Here is a 19,673-nt window from a genome sequence, read left to right on the forward strand (position 1 = left end):
CACCGCTATCGCAGGCAAGCCAGCTCCCACATGAGTTCAGCGGCGCTCGGCCCAATCCCACCAGGCAACCTCCCCCTAAACCCACCACCTTGCATTTCGTTTAACCTTTCAGGATAAAATTGGTCACAGATTCTTACAGACCACAGAGGGAGCTTGTCGTAATGATCGTAGGAATCGACCTGGGAACCACCAACAGCCTCGCCGCCGTCTGGCGCGGTGACGCCGCCGAGATGGTGCCCAATGCCCTGGGTGAATTGCTCACCCCCAGCGTGGTGGGCCTGGATGACCAAGGCCGCATCCTGGTAGGCCAGGCCGCCAAGGAACGCCTGCACACCCACCCGCACCTGACCACTTCGCTGTTCAAGCGCTACATGGGCAGCGCCACCGAAGTGCGTTTGGGCGACCGCTCATTCCGCCCCGAAGAACTCTCGGCCCTGGTGCTCAAAAGCCTCAAGGAAGACATCGAACGCACCTACGGCCACACCGTCACCGACGCCGTGATCAGCGTGCCCGCCTACTTCAGCGACGGCCAGCGCAAAGCCACGCGCATCGCCGGCGAACTGGCCGGGCTCAACGTCGACAAGCTGATCAACGAACCCACCGCTGCCGCCCTCGCCTACGGCCTGCATCAGCGCGACAAGGAAACCTCGTTCCTGGTATTCGACCTTGGCGGCGGCACCTTTGACGTGTCGATCATCGAGCTGTTCGACGGGGTGATGGAAGTACGCGCCAGCGCCGGCGACAACTTCCTCGGCGGCGAAGATTTCGACACCCTGCTGCTGGAACACTTCGTCGACAGCCAGCGCCACGCCGCCGGGTTCCCACCCACCAGCAGCGTCTTGCACGCCCTGCGCCGTGAAGCCGAGCGCGTGCGCAAGGCCCTGGGCCAGGACGACAGCGCCGAATTCGCCCTGCGCGTCGACGGCCAGCAGTGGGTCAAGACCATCACCCAGCAGGAACTGGCCAAACTCTACACGCCGCTGCTGGAGCGCCTGCGCGCGCCCATCGAGCGGGCCCTGCGCGATGCGCGGATTCGTGTCGGCGACCTTGATGAAATCCTCCTGGTGGGCGGCACCACACGCATGCCGCTGGTGCGCAAGCTCGCCGCTGGTTTGTTCGGGCGCTTCCCGTCCATCAGCCTCGACCCGGACCAGGTGGTCGCCCACGGCGCCGCAATCCAGGCCGCGCTTAAAGCGCGCTCGGCAGCGCTGGAAGAAGTGGTGTTGACCGACGTCTGCCCCTACACCCTGGGCATCGAAACCTCGCACCAATATGGTGGCCATATCGAAAGCGGTCACTACCTGCCGCTGATCGAACGCAACAGCAGCGTGCCGGTCAGCCGGGTCAAAAGCGTGGTCACCCTGCACGACAACCAGAGCCAGGTGCTGCTGAAGATCTACCAGGGCGAAAGTCGCCTGGTCAAAGACAACATCGAGCTCGGCCAACTGGACATTGCCGTGCCCAAGCGCAAGGCCGGCGAGGTCTCGCTGGACGTGCGCTTCACCTACGACAACAACGGCCTGCTGGAAGCCCAGGTGAAGATCCCGCTGACCGGCGAACAACACTCCCTGGTGATCGAGAACAACCCCGGCGTATTGAGCCCGGACGAAATCCAGCAACGCCTGCAAGCCCTGGCGCTGTTGAAGGTCCACCCGCGCGACCAGCAGGTCAACACCGTGCTCACTGCCCGCCTCGAACGGCTCTACCAGGAAAACCTCGGCGAGCTGCGCGAACAGCTCGGCCACTGGGCCGCGCAGTTCCAGCAGGTGCTCGACACCCAGGACGAGCGACGCATCCGCGAGGCCCGCAGCGAACTGACCCGCCAACTCGAACAGCTCGACAACGGGTTCTGGCGCTGAGGAAACACCCCATGGATTGCTGGACCGTATTGCAACTGCCGGAAGACACCGACGAGCGCACCATCAAGCGCACCTACGCGCGGCTGCTCAAAAGCTGCCGCCCGGACGATGACGCCGAAGGTTTCCAGCGCCTGCGCGAAGCCTACGAAGAAGCGCTGGCCTACGCCCGCTGGCGGGCTGACTGGGAAGAAGACGACACCCGCGTGGAGGAGCCCGTGGCCGCACAGGCCTACGGCAACCTCAACGACCTCGCCGAGCTGATGGACGTCAGCGCCCTGCACCCAGCCCCGCTTGAAACACCAGAGCCCGACCCGGCCCAGGCGCTGATCAGCGGCCTCAACCTGCACAATCTCGACGAGCGCTGGGCCCTGGCGCAGCAGCAAGGCTGCAGCGACGCGTTCCAGGCCGGCTTGTTGCGCCATTGCTTCGACAGCCCCGGCGAACGCGGTGCGATTGCCGGTTGGGCGGTGCACCACCTGGAATGGCTGACACCCTGGCAACAGGTGACCATGACCCGCTGGCAGCACGATGCGCTGACCGGCGAACTGCTCCAGGACTACCGCCGCACCTTGCAGGAACTGCTGGAGCAAAAGGCCGAACGCGAGTTCATCACCCAGCTCACGCAGTACGGCAACCAAGCCTGGCTGCGGGTGTTCGACCTGCAACAACAGTGGCAACGCATCATCCTGCACCTGCTCCACGACACCACCTGGAGCGTGCCGCTGTTCGAGCGCGTGTGCCAGTCGTTCGGCTGGGACGACCAGAAAGGTGTGTACCCGGAACCCGTCTGGATGTGGCGCGAGCTGGTCGCGCGCTGCGAGCAGGAGAGTTTCTACGAACACTTGCAAGCCAAGGCCCAGGACCCCACCTGGAAATCCGCCGATGCCATGGCCGCGCGCCTGCTGCTGACGCCCCTGTCCGACACCCAGCAAAGCTGGATGACCGCGCAGTTCAGTGACAACGACTGGCACGCCTGCCAACAGCTGGCCGAAACCCTCAACTGGCGTTATCCGCAACTGCTGGAGCGCCTGCCCCAGGCCGACGTGTTTTTCTGGCGCAAATTCCTCCCGCGCCCGGTGTCCCATCGCAGCTGGATCCGGCTGTGGGGCGCGCTCGCCTTGGCCACGGGACTGGCCCTCGTCCCCGAGACCAAAACACTGTCCACCGAAGCGATCCTGGTGGTGCTGCTGACGGTCATTCCGGCCTTCCTCGCGATCCGTGCCACCCAACTGTGGGCGGCCGTGACCTCACGCTTGATCATCGCCGACCTGTGGCTGACCCAGCGCCTGCTGCCCGAACGCTTCAACCCGCATCAGCAGTGGCTGGTGCTGCGCCACGGTGTCCCACAACTGTGCCTGCTGGTGTTCTTCGGCATGCTGCTGGGGGTGATGGGCATGCTGGCGTACGCCGGGATGATCCTGATCCATGTGCTGCACGCCAAGCGCATCGGTCAGGTCAGCGAGCACGTCGAGCACTATTACCCGTGGTTCAGCGGTTTGCACTGGGCGCACTGGAGCCCGTTGCAAGTGGCGTTCCTCGCGGTGATGGTACCTGCCACCCTGCTGTGCCAGCGCTACTTGCCCGAGATTCCCTGGACCAGCCTGACGCACGTTCTCTAGGCACAAACACGCCGGGCCGCAGTGCCCGGCAACTTGCGTGCGATCATCGCCCACAACCCGCCCTCCCCCGATTGAACCGCTTGCACCCCGCCCCGCACCATGGCCCGCACCTGCACAACCTCCAATAACAATAGGTTCAACGCCATGAGCACGTTCCGCCCTCGCCAGCTGTTGCTGGCTGCCGCCGTCACCAGCCTTGCCTTGCCCGTCGTCGCCGAAGAACACGGCTTCCTCGAAGACGCCAGCGCCAACCTCAACCTGCGCAATTTCTTCTTCAATCGCAATTACACCAACCCGACCAAGACCCAGGGCGGCGCACAGGAGTGGACGCAGAGTTTCATCCTTGACGCCAAGTCCGGCTTCACCCAGGGCACGGTGGGTTTCGGCGTGGATGTGCTGGGCATGTACTCATTGAAGCTCGATGGCGGACGTGGCACCGGCGGCACCCAGTTGCTGCCACTGGACCACGACGGCCGCCCGGCGGACGAGTTCGGGCGCCTGGGCGTGGCGTTCAAGGCGAAGATTTCGAAGACCGAATTGAAGGTCGGCGAATGGATGCCGGTGCTGCCGATCCTGCGCGCGGACGATGGCCGCTCCCTGCCGCAAACCCTGCGCGGCGGGCAGATCACCTCCAAAGAGATCGACGGCCTGACCCTCTACGGCGGCCAGTTCCGCGCCAACAGCCCGCGCGACGACAGCAGCATGAACGACATGTCGATGGTCGGCAAAACCGCCTTCACCTCCGACCGTTTCAACTTCCAGGGCGCTGAATATGCGTTCAACGACAAGCGCACCCAGGTCGGCCTGTGGAACGCCCAGCTCAAGGACATCTACCGCCAGCAGTTCGTCAACCTGATCCACAGCCAGCCCCTGGGCGCCTGGACCCTGGGCGCCAACCTCGGTTTCTTCTACGGCAAGGACGACGGCAGCGCCCGCGCCGGCAGCCTCGACAACAAGACCTGGTCCGGCCTGTTCTCGGCCAAGTACGGCGGCAACACCTTCTACGTCGGCCTGCAAAAACTCACCGGCAACAACGCCTGGATGCGCGTCAACGGCACCAGCGGCGGCACCCTGGCCAACGACAGCTACAACTCCAGCTACGACAACGCCGAGGAAAAATCCTGGCAACTGCGCCACGACTACAACTTCGCCGCCCTCGGCGTGCCCGGCCTGACCCTGATGAACCGCTACATCAGCGGCAGCAACGTGCACACCGGCACCATCACCGACGGCAAGGAATGGGGCCGCGAAAGCGAAGTGGGCTACACCGTGCAGAGCGGCGTGGCGAAAAACCTCACAGTGCGCCTGCGCAATTCCAGCATGCGCCGCGACTACAGCAACAATGAGTTTGATGAAAACCGGTTGATCGTCAGTTACCCGATCAGTCTGCTGTAAACCGTCATCGACCTTGCTGTATGGTGCGCGCCTGCCGCTGCTGAGCTAAATCAGCAGCGGCTTTTTATTTGAGCCCCTGCACACCATGAAATCCTTCGCTTTAGCGTGCGCCCTGCTTGCCCTGGCCTTGAGCCTCAGCGGCTGCATCGGTGCCCCCATCGCCCTCACGCCGCAAACCGAACAACGCCTGCAAGCCCAGGCGCCGATCCGTTTCCTGCTGACTTTCGATGACGGCCCCAGCGCCTCCGGCTACAACAACCCGAGCCGCTCGGTGGTCGCTGACCTGGCGCACAACCCGACTCTGCCAGGTATCAAGGCGGTGTTCTTCCTGCAGACCGAATCCTCACGCTCCGGTGGCAGCTCACGTGGGCGCAAGACCATGGAGCGCGAGTACGCCGGCGGGCACATCCTGGCCTTCCACACGGCCACGACGTTTCATACCAACCATCGCTGGCTGAACGACGCCGAGCTGGAAAGCACCCTCAGCCAAGGCGCGGCCGACATCGCCTCGATCACCGGCCGCCCGCCCCTGCTGGTGCGCCCGCCGTTCTGGAACTACGACCGCCGCACCTTCGCCGCCTACCAGCGGCATGGCATGCACGTGCTGCTGACCGACTTGAGTGCCAATGACGGCAAGATCTGGGGCTTCAACGGCAGCCCGCGCCGTCGGGCCAACCTGTACCGGCAACTGTCGGTGGTGCGCGAGCGCATTGCGTTGGAGGAATTGCCGACGGTGGACGGGGTGATTCCGGTGGTGGTGACGTTTCACGACATCAACCGCTACACGGCGCGGCACATTCAGGAGTACTTGCAGATCCTGCTGGACAGCGCACGGATCAACGGCATGAAGACGGCGGCCGAGCCGTTCTACACCGACACGGCCCAACTCGAACGCGCCGCACTGGCCCGCACGGTGAAGGATGTGAGTGAACCGGTGCACCTGCCGGGCGTGTGGAACTGGGTGTGGGATGCCGATTCCCACTGACACCCTGCAGTTAATGTGGGAGCTGGCTTGCCTGCGAAAGCGGTGGGTCAGCTAAACAGTTGCTGGCTGATGCACCGCCATCGCAGGCAAGCCAGCTCCCACAGTTGATCGCATTTCAGGTTCAGGAGGGTTGGTGTAAGTGGCATTCGCCGCTGCTGCCCCGCACTGGTTGTAGGACACCAATCCCCACTGACACCCTGCAATTAATGTGGGAGCTGGCTTGCCTGCGATGGCGGTGGGTCAGCTAAACAGTTGCTGGCTGATGCACCGCCATCGCAGGCAAGCCAGCTCCCACAGTTGATCGCATTTCAGGTTCAGGAGGGTTGGCGGGATTCCACGCCCAATTCATCCCATACCGATTCGGCCAGGTGGAACGTCGCATTCGCCGCCGGTATCCCGCAGTAGATCGCGCTCTGCATCAGCACTTCCTTGATCTCGGCACGGGTCACGCCATTGCTGGCGGCGGCGCGCAGGTGCAGCTTCAGCTCGTCATTGCGGTTCATGCCGATCAGCATCGCGATGGTGATCAGGCTGCGGGTGTGCCGAGGCAAACCCGGGCGGGTCCAGATGTCACCCCAGGCGTGGCGGGTGATCATGTCCTGGAATTCGCTGTTGAACTCGGTCAAGGCATTGAGGCTGCGGTCGACATGAGCATCGCCCAGCACTTCGCGGCGCACTTGCAGGCCGTCGGCGTAACGTTGTTTCTCGTCCACAAAAAGCTCCTCAGTGGGCCAGCAGAAATTCAATAACCCGGTCGCTGAACGCAGCGCCGGCCTGGACATTGGACAGGTGCGCCGCATAGAACTCGGCGTATTCGGCACCCTGCACATGGTTCTGGATAAAGTGGCTGCCCTCCGGTGGCGTAACGGCGTCGTCGGTGCCGGCGATCACCAGGGTCGGGGCCTTGATCAACGCCAGTTGCTCGCGGAAATCCGCATCGCGCACGGCGGCGCAGTTGGCGGCGTAACCTGCGGGGGATGTGGCGGCCAGCATGTCGGTGATCTGCTTGGCCTGGTGCGGGTTGGCCGCCGCAAAGTCGGCAGTGAACCAGCGCGCAATCGACGCATCGCGCAGGGCGACCATCGCCGCCGCGCCGTCGCGCAGGACCATCTCGATGCGCGGGTTCCAGATCTCAGGCGTGCCGATCTTGGCAGCGGTGTTGCACACCACCAAACGGTGCAGACGCTCGCCCGCATTGATACCCAGCCACTGGCCGATCAAGCCGCCCATGGACAAGCCACAGAAATGCGCGCGCGGGATATCCAGCGCGTCCAGCAGCGCGATCACGTCGCGGCCCAATTGCTCGATGCTGTAGGGCCCTGGGGTGACCAGGGATTTGCCATGGCCACGGGTATCAAAGCGCAGCACGCGAAAGTGCTCGGTGAATGCCGGGATCTGGATGTCCCACATGTGCAGGTCGGTGCCCAGGGAGTTGGACAGCACCAGGACCGGCGCGCCCACGGGGCCGTCCAGTTGGTAATGCAGTTCGCCGTCGGCGAGTTGTACAAAGGCCACGGTGGTCTCCTCAAGAGAAGTGTTCGGTGATGGCGCGGCTGACCCAGGTACGGGCCAACCCCAGGTAATGGGCGGGGTCGAGCAGGCGGTCGAGTTCGGTCGCTGACAGTTCAGCGGTGACCTGGGGTTCGTCCGCCAGCACCGCCCGCAAGTGCCGCCCTTCGGCGACGGCGCGTTTGCAGCAGTGTTCCAGCAGATGGTGCGCGGTCTCACGGCCCAGGCGCTGGGCCAGCACGATACTCACGGCTTCGGCCAACACCAGGCCTTGGGTCAGGTCGAGGTTTTGCGCCATGCGCTCAGGATCGACCTCCAGACCTTCGCTCACCAGCAACGCCTGTTGCAGCGCGCCGGACACCAGCCGGCAGATCTCCGGCAGGGTCTCCCATTCGGCGTGCCACAGGCCCAGGCTGCGCTCGTGTTCCTGAGGCATGGCGCTGAACATTGTCGCCACCAGCCCGGGCACGCGGGTGGCGGCGCTGATCAGCACGGCGGCGCCCACCGGGTTGCGTTTGTGCGGCATGGTGGACGAGCCACCTTTGCCCGGCGCGGAGGGTTCGAATACCTCGGCCGCTTCGGTCTGCATCAACAGGCTGATGTCGCGCCCCAATTTGCCCAGGCTGCCGGCGATCAGGCCGAGCACGCTGGCGAACTCCACAAGTCGATCGCGCTGGGTGTGCCAGGGTTGTTCGGGCAGGCTCAGTTGCAACTCATCGGCCAGCGCTTGCGCCACCGGCAGTGCCTGTTCGCCGAGCGCAGCCAGCGTGCCGGATGCGCCGCCGAATTGCAGCACCAGCAAGCGCGGTTTCAGCTCGGCCAGGCGTTGACGGCTGCGGGTCACCGCCCCCAGCCAACCGGCGATTTTCATCCCCAGCGTGACCGGCGTCGCATGCTGCAACCAGGTGCGTCCGGCCAGCGGCACGTCGGCATAACGTTGGGCCTGTGCGGCCAGGATATCGCCCAGTCGTGCCAGGTCCGTTTCGATCAGCACCAGCGCCTGACGCAATTGCAGCACCAGCCCGGTGTCCATCACATCCTGGCTGGTGGCACCCAGGTGCACATAACGTTCGGCGCCAGCGTCTTCACTGGCGATCAACTTGCCCAGCGCCTTCACCAGCGGGATCGCCGAATTGCCCGCCGTGGCAATCGCCACGCCGAGGGCATCGACGTCGTACAGCGAGGCCAGGCACGCCTGGGCAATCGGCGCGACGGCAGTTTGCGGGATCAACCCGACCTTCGCCTCGGCCCGGGCCAACGCGGCTTCAAAATCCAGCATGCCCTGCAAGCGTCCCTGATCGCAGAACACCTCGGCCATGCTGCCCGCCGTGAAGTAAGCGTCGAACAGTTGATTGCTCGTGCGCAGTGTCATAACCCGTCCCTTACAAGTCGTGGTGCAAATACGCCGCCTGTTTCGGCAAGCGCAAGCTGAACAGGAACGCGATGGCCATCATCGCCGTGACGTACCAATAAAAGCTGTTTTCCATGCCGATGGACTTGAGGCTCAGCGCGACGAATTCCGCCGAGCCGCCAAAGATCGCATTGGCCACCGCATACGCCAGGCCCACACCCAGGGCGCGCACCTGGGGCGGGAACATTTCCGCTTTGACCAGGCCGCTGATGGAGGTGTAGAAGCTGACAATCGCCAGGGCCAGGGTGATCAACACAAAGGCCAGGAACGGGCTGCTGACGGTTTTCAAGGTGAGCAGGATCGGCACGGTGAACAAGGTGCCAAGGCCGGCAAACCAGAGCATCGAGTTACGGCGGCCGATCTTGTCCGCGAGCATGCCGAACAGCGGCTGCATGCACATATACAGGAACAGCGCGCCGGTCATGATGTAGCTCGACGTCTTGGCGTGCATGCCGACGGTGTTCACCAGGTACTTCTGCATGTACGTGGTGAAGGTGTAGAAAATCAGCGAGCCGCCCGCGGTGTAGCCCAGCACCGTGATAAACGCCGCCTTGTGGTCGCGAAACAGCGCGGCAATGCTGCCGGCGTCCTTGTCTTCGCGCATTTCCTTGCTGGTGGTTTCCTTCAGGGTGCGGCGCAGCAACAGGGAGATCACCGCCGCGATGGCACCGATCACAAACGGAATCCGCCAGCCCCAGGCGCGCAGCTCTTCTTCAGTGAGGATCTGTTGCAGGATCACCACCACCAGCACCGCCAGCAATTGGCCGCCGATCAGAGTCACGTATTGGAAAGAGGCGAAGAACCCACGCTGGCCCTTGAGCGCCACCTCACTCATGTAGGTCGCGGTGGTGCCGTATTCGCCGCCCACGGACAGGCCCTGGAACAGGCGCGCGATCAGCAGCAGGATCGGTGCCCAGACGCCGATGTCGTTATAGGTCGGCAAAAAGGCGATGACCAGGGAGCCGGCGCACATCATCAGCACCGAGATCATCATCGAGTTCTTGCGGCCGTGCTTGTCAGCCACGCGCCCGAACAGCCAGCCGCCGATGGGCCGCATCAGGAAACCGGCGGCGAATACACCGGCCGTATTCACCAGCTGCACGGTGGGGTTGTCCGACGGGAAGAAGGCGGGGGCGAAGTAGATGGCGCAGAAGGCGTAGACGTAGAAGTCGAACCATTCGACGAGGTTGCCGGAAGAGGCCCCGACAATCGCAAATATCCGTTTGCGGCGTTCTTCTCCGGTGTAGTGACTGGTGGTTGTTGTCATGATTTTTCACTCAGTGGGAACGGTTATAGCCTAGACATACTTTGCAACAAGCTCGTTCCGCAACAAGACCTTTGGAGGTGGGGGGACAGGGAGGGCCCTATCGCAGGCAAGCCAGCTCCCACCTTTGACGGCGTTCACACATCAAACTGTGGGAGCTGGCTTGCCTGCGATGAGGCCCTCAAGGCCCACTCAATAATCGAAGAACACCGTCTCCTTATCGGTCCCCTGCAACACCACATTCCACTGATGCACACCCGCTGCATCCTGCTTGGCAATCAAGGTCTCACGTCGCGCAGCCGGCACGCACGCCAGCAACGGGTCATCCCCGTTCATCGGCTCGCCGTCAAAATAAATCCGCGTCAGCAAGTGCTTCACCAAGCCACGGGCAAACACCAGCACCACCAGGTGCGGCGCCTGGGTCGTGCCCTTCAGCCCCGGCACGGCGCCCGGCTTGATGGTGGTAAAGCGAAACCGCCCTTCGGCATCCACCGGCACCCGGCCAAAGCCTTCGAAGTTCGGGTCGAGCGCTTTGTCCTGCTCATCTTCCGGGTGGTCATATTTGCCGGCGGCGTTGGCCTGCCAGACTTCCAGCATGGCGTCGTTGACGACTTCACCGTTGCCGTCCAGCACTTGCCCGCTGATCGCCACGCGTTCACCGAGGGTGGCGGCGGTGGTCAGGTCTTCGCGGTTCAGCCAGGTCAGGCCGATGTGGTAATACGGCCCGACGGTGTGGGACGTGGTCGCGTTGAGTGTCATCTCATTTCTCCATCGGCGTGGCGTCGCGGCCGCGCAGGACGATGTCCCAGCGGTAGCCGAGGGCATAGGAAGGAATGGTTTTTTCCAGGTCGAAACGGGCGATCAAGCGCTCCTTGGCGCGGGTGTCCGGGACGCAGTTGTAGATCGGGTCGTATTCCAGCAGCGGGTCGCCGGGGAAGTACATCTGCGTGACCAGGCGCGTCAGCACGCTGGGGCCGAACAGCGAAAAGTGGATATGCGCCGGGCGCCACGCGTTGTGGTGGTTACCCCACGGGTAGCCGCCGGGCTTGATGGTCTGGAACTGGTACCAGCCGTCGGCGTCGGTGACGGTGCGGCCGGTGCCGGTGAAGTTCGGGTCCAGCGGTGCGTCGTGCAGGTCACGCTTGTGGTTGTAGCGACCGGCGGCGTTGGCCTGCCAGATCTCCACCAGGATGCCCGGCACCGGCAGGCCGTTTTCATCGAGCACACGCCCGTGAATGATGATGCGTTCGCCCTGGGGCTCGCCGTCATGCTGGGCGGTCAGGTCGTTGTCCTTCGCGTTGATGCGCTCGGCGCCGATGGTCGGGCCGGTGATTTCCGACAAGGAATGGGGCAGAAACACCAACGGCTGTGACGGCGAACGCACGTTCGTCGACTGGTAGGCCGGGTGCAGGTAATCAGGTTGGGTGCCCGCTTGCGGGCGCCGGTAACCGGGCTTGTCACTCATGGAGCAATCCTCTCTTATTAGATGCGTTCAATCGCCAGGGCCAGACCTTGGCCGACGCCCACACACATGGTCGCCAGGCCTTTGCGGCCAGCGGTTTTTTCCAATTGGTGCAGGGCGGTCAATACCAGCCGTGCACCGCTCATGCCCAGCGGGTGGCCGAGGGCGATGGCGCCGCCGTTCGGGTTGACCTGCGGCGCGTCGTCGGCGATGCCCAGTTCACGCAGCACCGCCAAGCCTTGGCTGGCGAAGGCTTCGTTGAGTTCGATGACGTCAAAGTCGGTGACCGCCAGGCCGAGGCGTTCCACCAGCTTGCGCACGGCTGGCACCGGGCCGATGCCCATCACACGCGGCGCAACGCCGGCACTGGCCATGCCCAAGACACGGGCGCGGGCGGTCAGGCCGTGTTTTTTCACCGCTTCGGCGGACGCGAGGATCAAGGCTGCCGCGCCGTCGTTCACGCCGGAAGCATTGCCGGCCGTCACGGTCTTGTCCGGGCCGTTCACCGGTTTGAGCTTGGCCAGGGCTTCCAGGGTGGTGTCCCGTGGATGCTCATCGTGCTCCACCAGGGTCTCGCCTTTTTTATGGGCGACCCGCACCGGCACGATTTCCTCGGCGAAGAACCCAGCGGCTTGTGCGGCAGCAGTACGTTGCTGGCTGCGCAGGGCAAAGGCGTCCTGGTCGGCGCGGGATACGTTGTAGTCATCGGCAACGTTATCGGCGGTCTGCGGCATCGCGTCCACGCCGTACTGGGCCTTCATCAACGGGTTGATAAAACGCCAGCCGATGGTGGTGTCTTCCAGCTTCATGTCGCGGGAAAACGCCGCGCCGGCCTTGCCCATCACGAACGGCGCGCGGGACATCGACTCCACGCCGCCGGCAATCGCCAGTTCCATTTCGCCGCTGGCAATGGCGCGAAAGGCCGTGCCGATGGCGTCCATGCCCGAGGCACAGAGGCGGTTGAGGGTGACGCCCGGAACGCTCTCCGGCAGCCCCGCCAGCAACAGCGCCATGCGCGCGACGTTGCGGTTGTCTTCGCCCGCCTGGTTGGCGCAGCCGAGGAACACTTCGTCCACCGCGCTCCAATCCACCGACGGGTTGCGTTCGATCAGCGCCTTGATCGGCAGGGCCGCCAAGTCATCGGCACGCACCGTGGCCAGGCCACCGCCGAAACGGCCGATGGGGGTGCGGATGGCGTCACAGATAAATACATCGCGCATCAGGCTTCTCCAGGCGCTTGGCCGTGGGCCGCCGCAGTGCGCGCTTCAAGGTCACGCAAAGCAGTCAGTTCCAGGTCTGTCGGTTCGGCGGTGGTGCTGACCTGCTCGGCAAAACGAATCGCCCAGCCAGTGGCGGCCACCACCTGCTCGCGGGTCACCCCTGGGTGCAACGCGGTGACGACAAATTCATGGGTGCCCTCTTCCGGTTCCATGATGCACAGGTCGGTAATGATCCCTACCGGCCCGGCGCCCGGCAGGCCCAGACGCTTGCGTGAATCGCCGCCTTCGCCGTGCCCTACCGAGGTGATGAAATCCAGCTTGTCGACAAACGAGCGCGCCGACTGCTTGAGGATGATCAGCACGCTCTTCGCGGAGCCGGCGATCTCCGGCGCACCACCGGCACCCGGCAGGCGCACTTTGGGCTGGTGGTAATCACCGACCACGGTGGTGTTGATATTGCCGAAGCGATCGACCTGGGCCGCGCCAAGGAAACCGACGTCGATGCGCCCGCCTTGCAGCCAGTAGCGAAAGATCTCACCGGTAGGGACGACGGTGTCGGCGGTTTCCGCCAGCTCGCCGTCACCGATGGACAGCGGCAATACGCTCGGCTTGGCGCCGATCGGGCCGGATTCGTAGATCAGCACCACGTCCGGCGACGAGGTCAGGCGCGCGAGGTTGGCGGCCTTGGAGGGCAAGCCGATGCCGACAAAACACACGGAGCCATTCTTGAGGCGACGCGCGGCGGCGACGGTCATCATTTCATTGGTGGAGTAAGCCATTACTTGGCCCCCTGTGCAGTGGCCAGCTTGGCCTGGAATTCACTGAAGTCGGCGGTGCCATGGATGTATTCGTCGATCCAGGCAGTAAAGGTCTCACGGTCGCGGGCGATGGGGTCCCACGCCTGATAGAAGCGGTTGTCGCGCTCGTTGTAGCCGTGGGCGTAGGACGGATGCGCACCACCGGGTACATGGCACACCGCAGTCAGGGCCCAGGTCGGCAACACGCAGCTGTTCATTGGCGCATTCAAGTCATCGACGATTTCTTCGACGGTGACGATGCAACGCTTGGCCGCCAGGGCCGCTTCCTTCTGCACACCGAGAATGCCCCAGAGCAGCACGTTGCCCTTGCGGTCGGCCTTTTGCGCGTGGATCACCGTCACATCCGGACGCACCGACGGCACGGCCGCCAGTACTTCACCGGTGAACGGGCACGTCACGGTCTTGATCAGTGGGTTGACCTTGGGCAGGTCGGAACCGGCGTAGGCACGCAGCACCGCGAACGGCAGGCCGGAAGCGCCGGCGACGTAGGCGTTGGCCAGGTCGGCGTGGCTGTGCTCTTCGATCTCCAGCGGTTGCGGCCATTGCTTCTCGACCGCGTCGCGCAGGCGATGCAGGGAACCCACGCCCGGGTTGCCGCCCCAGGAGAAAATCAGCTTGCGAGCGCAGCCGGCACCGATCAATTGGTCATAGACCAAGTCAGGCGTCATACGCACCAGCGTCAGGTCTTTCTTGCCCTGACGAATGATTTCATGACCCGCCGCCGTGGGGATCAGGTGGGTGAAGCCTTCGAGCGCAACGGTATCGCCGTCGTTCACGAAACGCTTTACCGCGTCGGTCAGGGTGAGCATTTCAGCCATGGGGTCGGGCTCCCGGTGTGGATCGAAAAAGGCGCAGAGGTGGCGCCGAAGTGCATTGAAGATTAAGTCGGGGAAATGGCTGTAACAATCCGATAATCGACTAAGTGTTCGATAATCGAACTGATTGTTGCCTGGCTAACTTTCCTCAATGCACAGCCCCCACTGTGGGAGCGGGCTTGCCCGCGATAGCGGTGGATCAGCACCTGATTCATCAACTGACAGACCGCTATCGCAGGCAAGCCAGCTCCCACACAAGCCCTGCCGCCATAAGATCAGCGCTAAGCCTCAAGTCGCATCCGCATGGCTGACCATGCCCTTGATCACCACCGCCGCCGTGGCCAACGCCGCCGGAATCACCAGTGCCGTCAGCACCTGCTCGAAATTCCAACCCAACCCCAACAACGTTGCGCCCATCCACGCCCCGAGAATCGCGCCGAACCGCCCAATCCCGAGCATCCACGACACCCCGGTGGCACGCCCCTGGGTCGGGTAAAACCGCGCCGCCAGCGAGGGCATCGCCGATTGCGCGCCGTTGACACACATCCCGGCGATCAACACCAGGGTCGCCAGTAGCGTGATATTGCCCAGGCTCTGCCCGACCGCGTAGGCAAAGACCCCAGCCAGCAGGTAGAACGTGCCGATGACCTTGTGCGGATTGAAGCGGTCCATCGCCCAGCCCACGCCGACGGCGCTCAGCACCCCGCCAAACTGGAACAACGCGCCGATAAACGCGGCCTGCTCCATGCTGGCGCCGCTGTCGCGCATCAGGGTCGGCAGCCAGCTGGTCAGCAGGTAGACGATCACCAGGCCCATGAAGTAGGTGAGCCACAGCAGCAAGGTGCCGGCGCTGTAGGTGCCGGAGAAGATCACCGCGAACACGTTGCGCGCCTTCACGGTTTTTTGCTCGGGCACGCTGAAGTCGCTGGCTTGGGCGACGATGTTCGGCTCGATGGGTGCCAGGGTCTTGCGCACTTTGTCGGTGCCGCGATTGCGCACCACCAGGTAACGCGCCGACTCCGGCAGCCACACCAGCAATACCACCGCGAGGATCAACGGCAGGATGCCGCCGATCAGCAGCAGGCTGTGCCAGCCAAATGCCGGGATCAGCTTGGCCGAGATAAACCCGCCGCCGGCCATGCCCAGGTTGAAGCCGCAGAACATGCTGGTCACCAGCAGGGATTTGTGGCGCTCGGGGGTGTATTCGGAGAGCAGCGTGGTGGCGTTCGGCATGCCGGCCCCGAGGCCAAGCCCGGTGAGAAAGCGCAGCACCAGCAACTGGTCGACGTTGGCGGCGTAGGCCGAGGCCAGGCTAAACGCACCAAACACCAGCACCGCGCCCACCAGCACCATTTTGCGCCCGAACCGGTCGGCCAACGGGCCGGAGCCGAGGGCGCCGAACACCATGCCGATCAGCGCGGCGCTCATCACCGGGCCGAGGCTGGCACGGTCGATGCCCCAATCCTGGGACAGTGCAGGCGCAATAAAGCCCATGGCCGCCGTGTCGAGGCCATCGAGGAAGACGATCAGGAAACACAGGATCACCACGCGCCATTGGTATCGCGACAGTGGCTGGGCGTTGATGAAGGACTGGACGTCCAGGGTCGTACCAACAGACGATTGATTCATTATTGTTATTTCCACACCGATGGGCGGGCTGACGACCTGGGGCCGTCGTTATTATTGAGTGAGGCGGCGCCCTAGAGCGCTGCCGCACAGTAATAAGCCGGGGGAAACATCGTCAATTGATCAAACCGGGATCTGTGCGATCAGCGAACAGCTTAGGTAAACAACTGCGCGCTCAGCTCGCGGCTGGCGCTGAGCATGCTCGGCAGGAAACGCTGCTCCAGCTCGCTGCGGCTGACGCGGCCGGCGTGGGTGCTGACGTTGAGCGCGGCCAGCACCTGACCGGAGGCGTCATACACCGGCACCGCGATGGAGCGCAGACCCTGCTCCAGTTCCTGATCGACAATGCACCAGCCCTGCTGCCGCACTTGTTGCAGGCATTCGAGCAAGGCGGCCGGGGTGGTCAGGGTGCGGCTGGTCTTGGTTTGCAGGTCGGCGTGGTCGAGGTAGTCCTGCAGGGACGCGTCATCCAGCGCAGCGAGCAGGATGCGGCCCATGGACGTGCAGTACGCCGGCAGGCGCCCGCCCACCGACAGGTCCACCGAGATCAGGCGCTGGGTCGTGGCGGAACGGGCGATGTAGAGAATGTCATCGCCTTCGAGGGTGGCCATGTTGCAGGCTTCGTGGAGCTGCTCGCTCATGCGGTCCAGGTAAGGCTGCGCCGACACCGCCAACGGCGTGGACGACAGGTACGCATGGCCAAGGGTCAACACCTTGGGCAGCAGCGAATACGTGCGCCCATCGGTGGTGGCGTAGCCGAGCTTGATCAGGGTGTAGAGGCAACGGCGCACGGCGGCGCGGGGGATTTCCGTGCGATGGCTGATCTGGGCGATGGTCAGGTGGCGCTTGCGTTCCTGGAACGCCTGCACCACGGCCAGGCCGCGGGCCAGGGAGGTCATGAAATCGGGATCGCCGGTAAACGCCTGGATGCGCTTGGCCGGTGACGCCACGATCGGTGGCGCCACTGATGCGAAGGAGTTGCGCAATTGATCGTTCATTTCATGAGTCCTTTTTCTTGTTTTCAACCGTCATCGCGTTTGGCCGCTATTACAAGCCGCACAGGGCGCACTGCACAACGCCGGGGCAGTGACACTGGGCGATTATCGGACACTCTTCCGATTATCGCAATTTACAGCGCCAGGCTCTTGTTCGAGGATGAAAACTTTCTGACGCCAGATTTTCCGCAATCGACTGACGCGCTTAAGTAACAAAACGCTCACACGAAGTTGGCAATTTTTAACTTTATGGTGATAGTGTTCTTAAAATGCGCCGCTATACTGCAACCTGTGCAGAGGTCAACCCGGTTTCATTATCGGGGCCAGAGCTCGCCAGGCGATGCATTCAGTGTGCATCGTCGGTCACAAGTAACCGCTTAAAGTATCGACCTCAGGCCACTCACTCGGACTTGAACGTTAAACCGTTCAACTTCGAACAACCTGTCAGCGACTTTCCGGTACGCCACTGCACAATAATCAAACTCAACTCATATTAGGTAATACAGTGACGAAAGATGAACTGCGCGCGGAACTTGAGCGCCAGGAACAACGTTACAAGGACGTTTACGGCGGGGAAGTCACCACCTACGCCGCGCAGCCTGAACCCGAGCGTAAACCTTGGCGTAAACGCGCCAGCTTGCTCGATCAGGCGTTTGCCCAGGAAATCCAAAAGATTGAACAGGAACTCAAGGCCGAAGAGCCATAAGCCCTTCGACCTGAGCTGCGGCACTTGCCACCTCAGCTGGCGCATTGCCAGCCGAGGGCCGCGATAGATTCGGCACGCGTCCTATCGTCGCAAACGAAATTTCATACAAATGTTTCAGACATGCCGATTCAGTGGCATTTCCTCCCAGAAACGCGCCCTCACTTTATAAATCAAAGACTTGCCAAAGCCCCGAAAACCCTGGGATGAACGCCTCCCGCCCCTGGCATTTCAATGAAGATTGCTACCGATGAGCAGCTAATGCATCGATTACCGAGGTTTTCTGGCATAATCGCGCCCCCTTACGACCGGGTCAGAAAACCTTCATGATCGATTTATTCAGCGGACTGGATGCTTGGGTTCTAGTGAGCCTGCTGCTCGCCCTGGCCTTTGTCCTCGCCTTCGAGTTCATCAATGGCTTTCATGACACCGCTAACGCGGTGGCCACAGTCATCTATACCAAAGCCATGCCGCCGCACCTGGCCGTGTTCTTCTCCGGGGTGTTCAACTTCCTCGGCGTGTTGCTCGGTGGTGTCGGTGTCGCCTACGCCATCGTGCACTTGCTGCCGGTGGAGTTGCTGATCAATGTGAACACGGGCCACGGCCTGGCCATGGTCTTCTCGCTATTGGCGGCGGCGATCACCTGGAACCTGGGCACCTGGTACTTCGGTATCCCGGCCTCCAGCTCCCACACCCTGATCGGCTCGATCCTCGGTGTCGGCCTGGCCAACGCCCTGATCAACGATATCCCCCTGGCTGACGGTGTGAACTGGCAGAAAGCGATCGATATCGGTGCGTCCCTGGTGTTCTCGCCAATGGCCGGCTTCCTGGTCGCAGCCCTGGTGCTGATCGGCCTGAAATGGTGGCGCCCACTGTCGAAGATGCACAAGACGCCGGACCAGCGCCGCAAGCTTGACGACAAGAAGCACCCGCCCTTCTGGAACCGCCTGGTCCTGGTGATTTCGGCCATGGCCGTGAGCTTCGTGCACGGTTCCAACGATGGCCAGAAAGGCATCGGCCTGATCATGCTGGTGCTCATCGGTATCGTGCCGGCGCAGTTCGTCCTCGACCTGGGCAGCACCACCTACCAGATCGAGCGTACCCGCGACGCCACCCTGCACCTCAACCAGTTCTACCAGCGCAACCACGAGACCCTCGGTGAGTTCCTGGCCCTGGGCAAAAGCGTGAAGGACGACCTGCCGGGCAAGTTCCGTTGCAACCCGCAACAGACCGAGCCGACCATCAACGCCCTGCTGGATACGTTGAAAGGTGTGTCCGACTACCACTCGCTGACCGCCGATCGCCGCATCGAAGTACGTCGCTACCTGCTCTGCCTGGACGACACCGCGAAGAAAGTCGGCAAGCTGCCGGGCCTGGAAGCACGTGAGAAGTCCGACCTGGACAAGCTGCGCAAAGACCTGACCGCCACCACCGAGTACGCACCGTTCTGGGTGATCCTCGCCGTCGCACTGGCCTTGGGCCTGGGCACCATGGTGGGCTGGAAGCGTGTGGTACTGACCATTGGCGAGAAGATCGGCAAGCAGGGCATGACCTATGCCCAGGGCATGTCGGCGCAGATCACCACGGCCACCATGATTGGCTTTGCCAACATCTTTGCACTGCCGGTGTCCACTACTCACGTACTGTCGTCGGGTGTGGCCGGTACCATGGTGGCGAACAAAAGCGGCCTGCAAGGCGGGACGGTCAAGACCATCCTGATGGCCTGGGTGCTGACCCTGCCAGCGACCGTTGGCCTGTCGGCCGGGTTGTTCTGGCTGGCGTCCAAGGCGCTGGGCAGCTGATAAGCCGCCTGTATTAAAAAAGGTGCGATCCGCGAGGGTCGCACCTTTTTTATTGCCTGGTGATCGCTCCCACGCTCCGCGTGGGAATGCCGGCCTGGACGCTCTGCGTCCACTCTTGAAGTTGCGACGCAGAGCGTCACAGGATGCATTCCCACGCAGAGCGTGGGAACGATCACGAACTAACGGGCAA

At 63.1% G+C, this 19,673-nt stretch carries 17 protein-coding genes; 6 read left to right on the forward strand and 11 right to left on the reverse strand.

What is annotated here, in order from left to right:
• Nucleotides 1-161 precede the first annotated feature (161 nt).
• The 4 genes from B348_RS0109575 (at nucleotide 162) to B348_RS0109595 (ending at nucleotide 5,858) form a co-directional block, all read left to right on the forward strand.
• Entirely contained in the window at nucleotides 162-1,859 is a 1,698-nt protein-coding gene (locus B348_RS0109575) for a molecular chaperone HscC (RefSeq protein ID WP_017735901.1), read from the forward strand.
• A gap of 11 nt (nucleotides 1,860-1,870) precedes the next feature.
• Nucleotides 1,871-3,478: a J domain-containing protein gene (locus B348_RS0109580; RefSeq protein WP_017735902.1), complete on the forward strand. Its 1,608-nt coding sequence runs from the start codon at nucleotides 1,871-1,873 to the stop codon at nucleotides 3,476-3,478.
• Between the two features lie 144 nt (nucleotides 3,479-3,622).
• The gene (locus B348_RS0109590; protein WP_017735904.1) at nucleotides 3,623-4,873 is read left to right on the forward strand and encodes an OprD family porin; all 1,251 of its coding nucleotides are present in this window, start codon (nucleotides 3,623-3,625) and stop codon (nucleotides 4,871-4,873) included.
• 85 nt (nucleotides 4,874-4,958) lie between these two features.
• Entirely contained in the window at nucleotides 4,959-5,858 is a 900-nt protein-coding gene (locus B348_RS0109595) for a polysaccharide deacetylase family protein (RefSeq protein ID WP_017735905.1), read from the forward strand.
• Between the two features lie 314 nt (nucleotides 5,859-6,172).
• Here the strand turns inward: B348_RS0109595 and pcaC are convergent, their stop codons facing one another.
• The 11 genes from pcaC to pcaR all read right to left on the reverse strand — a co-directional run bounded on the left by pcaC (nucleotide 6,173) and on the right by pcaR (nucleotide 16,981).
• On the reverse strand, nucleotides 6,173-6,571 hold the full coding sequence (pcaC, locus tag B348_RS0109600) for a 4-carboxymuconolactone decarboxylase (RefSeq protein WP_017735906.1): 399 nt from the start codon (nucleotides 6,569-6,571) through the stop codon (nucleotides 6,173-6,175).
• A gap of 10 nt (nucleotides 6,572-6,581) precedes the next feature.
• Nucleotides 6,582-7,373 carry a 3-oxoadipate enol-lactonase gene (gene pcaD / locus B348_RS0109605; RefSeq protein ID WP_017735907.1) on the reverse strand — a complete coding sequence of 264 codons (792 nt, stop codon included), beginning with the start codon at nucleotides 7,371-7,373 and terminating at the stop codon, nucleotides 6,582-6,584.
• Nucleotides 7,374-7,383: 10 nt separating this feature from the next.
• Nucleotides 7,384-8,739, reverse strand: a complete 1,356-nt coding sequence (locus tag B348_RS0109610; protein ID WP_017735908.1) for a 3-carboxy-cis,cis-muconate cycloisomerase — start codon at nucleotides 8,737-8,739, stop codon at nucleotides 7,384-7,386.
• A 10-nt stretch (nucleotides 8,740-8,749) separates the two neighbouring features.
• A complete protein-coding gene (locus B348_RS0109615) occupies nucleotides 8,750-10,045 on the reverse strand; it encodes an MFS family transporter (RefSeq protein WP_017735909.1) in 1,296 nt (431 codons plus the stop codon).
• A gap of 189 nt (nucleotides 10,046-10,234) precedes the next feature.
• Complete coding sequence (gene pcaG, locus B348_RS0109620; RefSeq protein ID WP_017735910.1) at nucleotides 10,235-10,801, reverse strand: protocatechuate 3,4-dioxygenase subunit alpha; 567 nt, start codon at nucleotides 10,799-10,801, stop codon at nucleotides 10,235-10,237.
• Between the two features lies 1 nt (nucleotide 10,802).
• Complete coding sequence (pcaH, locus tag B348_RS0109625; protein WP_017735911.1) at nucleotides 10,803-11,507, reverse strand: protocatechuate 3,4-dioxygenase subunit beta; 705 nt, start codon at nucleotides 11,505-11,507, stop codon at nucleotides 10,803-10,805.
• A 17-nt stretch (nucleotides 11,508-11,524) separates the two neighbouring features.
• Nucleotides 11,525-12,727, reverse strand: coding sequence for a 3-oxoadipyl-CoA thiolase (gene pcaF / locus B348_RS0109630; protein ID WP_177325325.1), 1,203 nt, complete (start codon nucleotides 12,725-12,727; stop codon nucleotides 11,525-11,527).
• Nucleotides 12,724-13,503: a CoA-transferase subunit beta gene (locus tag B348_RS0109635; RefSeq protein WP_017735913.1), complete on the reverse strand. Its 780-nt coding sequence runs from the start codon at nucleotides 13,501-13,503 to the stop codon at nucleotides 12,724-12,726. Before B348_RS0109635 ends, pcaF begins: the two co-directional genes overlap by 4 nt.
• Nucleotides 13,503-14,360 carry a CoA transferase subunit A gene (locus tag B348_RS0109640; RefSeq protein WP_017735914.1) on the reverse strand — a complete coding sequence of 286 codons (858 nt, stop codon included), beginning with the start codon at nucleotides 14,358-14,360 and terminating at the stop codon, nucleotides 13,503-13,505. Before B348_RS0109640 ends, B348_RS0109635 begins: the two co-directional genes overlap by 1 nt.
• Nucleotides 14,361-14,645: 285 nt before the next feature.
• Entirely contained in the window at nucleotides 14,646-15,986 is a 1,341-nt protein-coding gene (locus B348_RS0109645) for an MFS transporter (RefSeq protein ID WP_017735915.1), read from the reverse strand.
• A 152-nt stretch (nucleotides 15,987-16,138) separates the two neighbouring features.
• Nucleotides 16,139-16,981 carry a pca regulon transcriptional regulator PcaR gene (pcaR, locus tag B348_RS0109650; RefSeq protein ID WP_017735916.1) on the reverse strand — a complete coding sequence of 281 codons (843 nt, stop codon included), beginning with the start codon at nucleotides 16,979-16,981 and terminating at the stop codon, nucleotides 16,139-16,141.
• A 502-nt stretch (nucleotides 16,982-17,483) separates the two neighbouring features.
• On the opposite strand from pcaR, the gene B348_RS0109655 reads away from it, so the two are divergent.
• Entirely contained in the window at nucleotides 17,484-17,684 is a 201-nt protein-coding gene (locus B348_RS0109655) for a hypothetical protein (protein ID WP_003172389.1), read from the forward strand.
• 323 nt (nucleotides 17,685-18,007) lie between these two features.
• Nucleotides 18,008-19,483: an inorganic phosphate transporter gene (locus tag B348_RS0109660; protein WP_026136690.1), complete on the forward strand. Its 1,476-nt coding sequence runs from the start codon at nucleotides 18,008-18,010 to the stop codon at nucleotides 19,481-19,483.
• Nucleotides 19,484-19,673: the final 190 nt, after the last annotated feature.

The organism is Pseudomonas sp. CBZ-4, from assembly GCF_000346755.1.
GTDB lineage: Bacteria > Pseudomonadota > Gammaproteobacteria > Pseudomonadales > Pseudomonadaceae > Aquipseudomonas.

Bases quoted from the DNA above. Each gene is read 5' to 3' on its own strand.
- pcaG (WP_017735910.1), bottom strand. From the start codon at position 10,801: ATGACACTCAACGCGACCACGTCCCACACCGTCGGGCCGTATTACCAC.
- B348_RS0109645 (WP_017735915.1), bottom strand. From the start codon at position 15,986: ATGAATCAATCGTCTGTTGGTACGACCCTGGACGTCCAGTCCTTCATC.
- B348_RS0109640 (WP_017735914.1), bottom strand. From the start codon at position 14,360: ATGGCTGAAATGCTCACCCTGACCGACGCGGTAAAGCGTTTCGTGAAC.
- B348_RS0109635 (WP_017735913.1), bottom strand. From the start codon at position 13,503: ATGGCTTACTCCACCAATGAAATGATGACCGTCGCCGCCGCGCGTCGC.
- B348_RS0109580 (WP_017735902.1), top strand. From the start codon at position 1,871: ATGGATTGCTGGACCGTATTGCAACTGCCGGAAGACACCGACGAGCGC.
- B348_RS0109610 (WP_017735908.1), bottom strand. From the start codon at position 8,739: ATGACACTGCGCACGAGCAATCAACTGTTCGACGCTTACTTCACGGCG.
- B348_RS0109595 (WP_017735905.1), top strand. From the start codon at position 4,959: ATGAAATCCTTCGCTTTAGCGTGCGCCCTGCTTGCCCTGGCCTTGAGC.
- pcaH (WP_017735911.1), bottom strand. From the start codon at position 11,507: ATGAGTGACAAGCCCGGTTACCGGCGCCCGCAAGCGGGCACCCAACCT.
- pcaR (WP_017735916.1), bottom strand. From the start codon at position 16,981: ATGAACGATCAATTGCGCAACTCCTTCGCATCAGTGGCGCCACCGATC.
- B348_RS0109615 (WP_017735909.1), bottom strand. From the start codon at position 10,045: ATGACAACAACCACCAGTCACTACACCGGAGAAGAACGCCGCAAACGG.
- B348_RS0109590 (WP_017735904.1), top strand. From the start codon at position 3,623: ATGAGCACGTTCCGCCCTCGCCAGCTGTTGCTGGCTGCCGCCGTCACC.
- B348_RS0109575 (WP_017735901.1), top strand. From the start codon at position 162: ATGATCGTAGGAATCGACCTGGGAACCACCAACAGCCTCGCCGCCGTC.
- B348_RS0109660 (WP_026136690.1), top strand. From the start codon at position 18,008: ATGATCGATTTATTCAGCGGACTGGATGCTTGGGTTCTAGTGAGCCTG.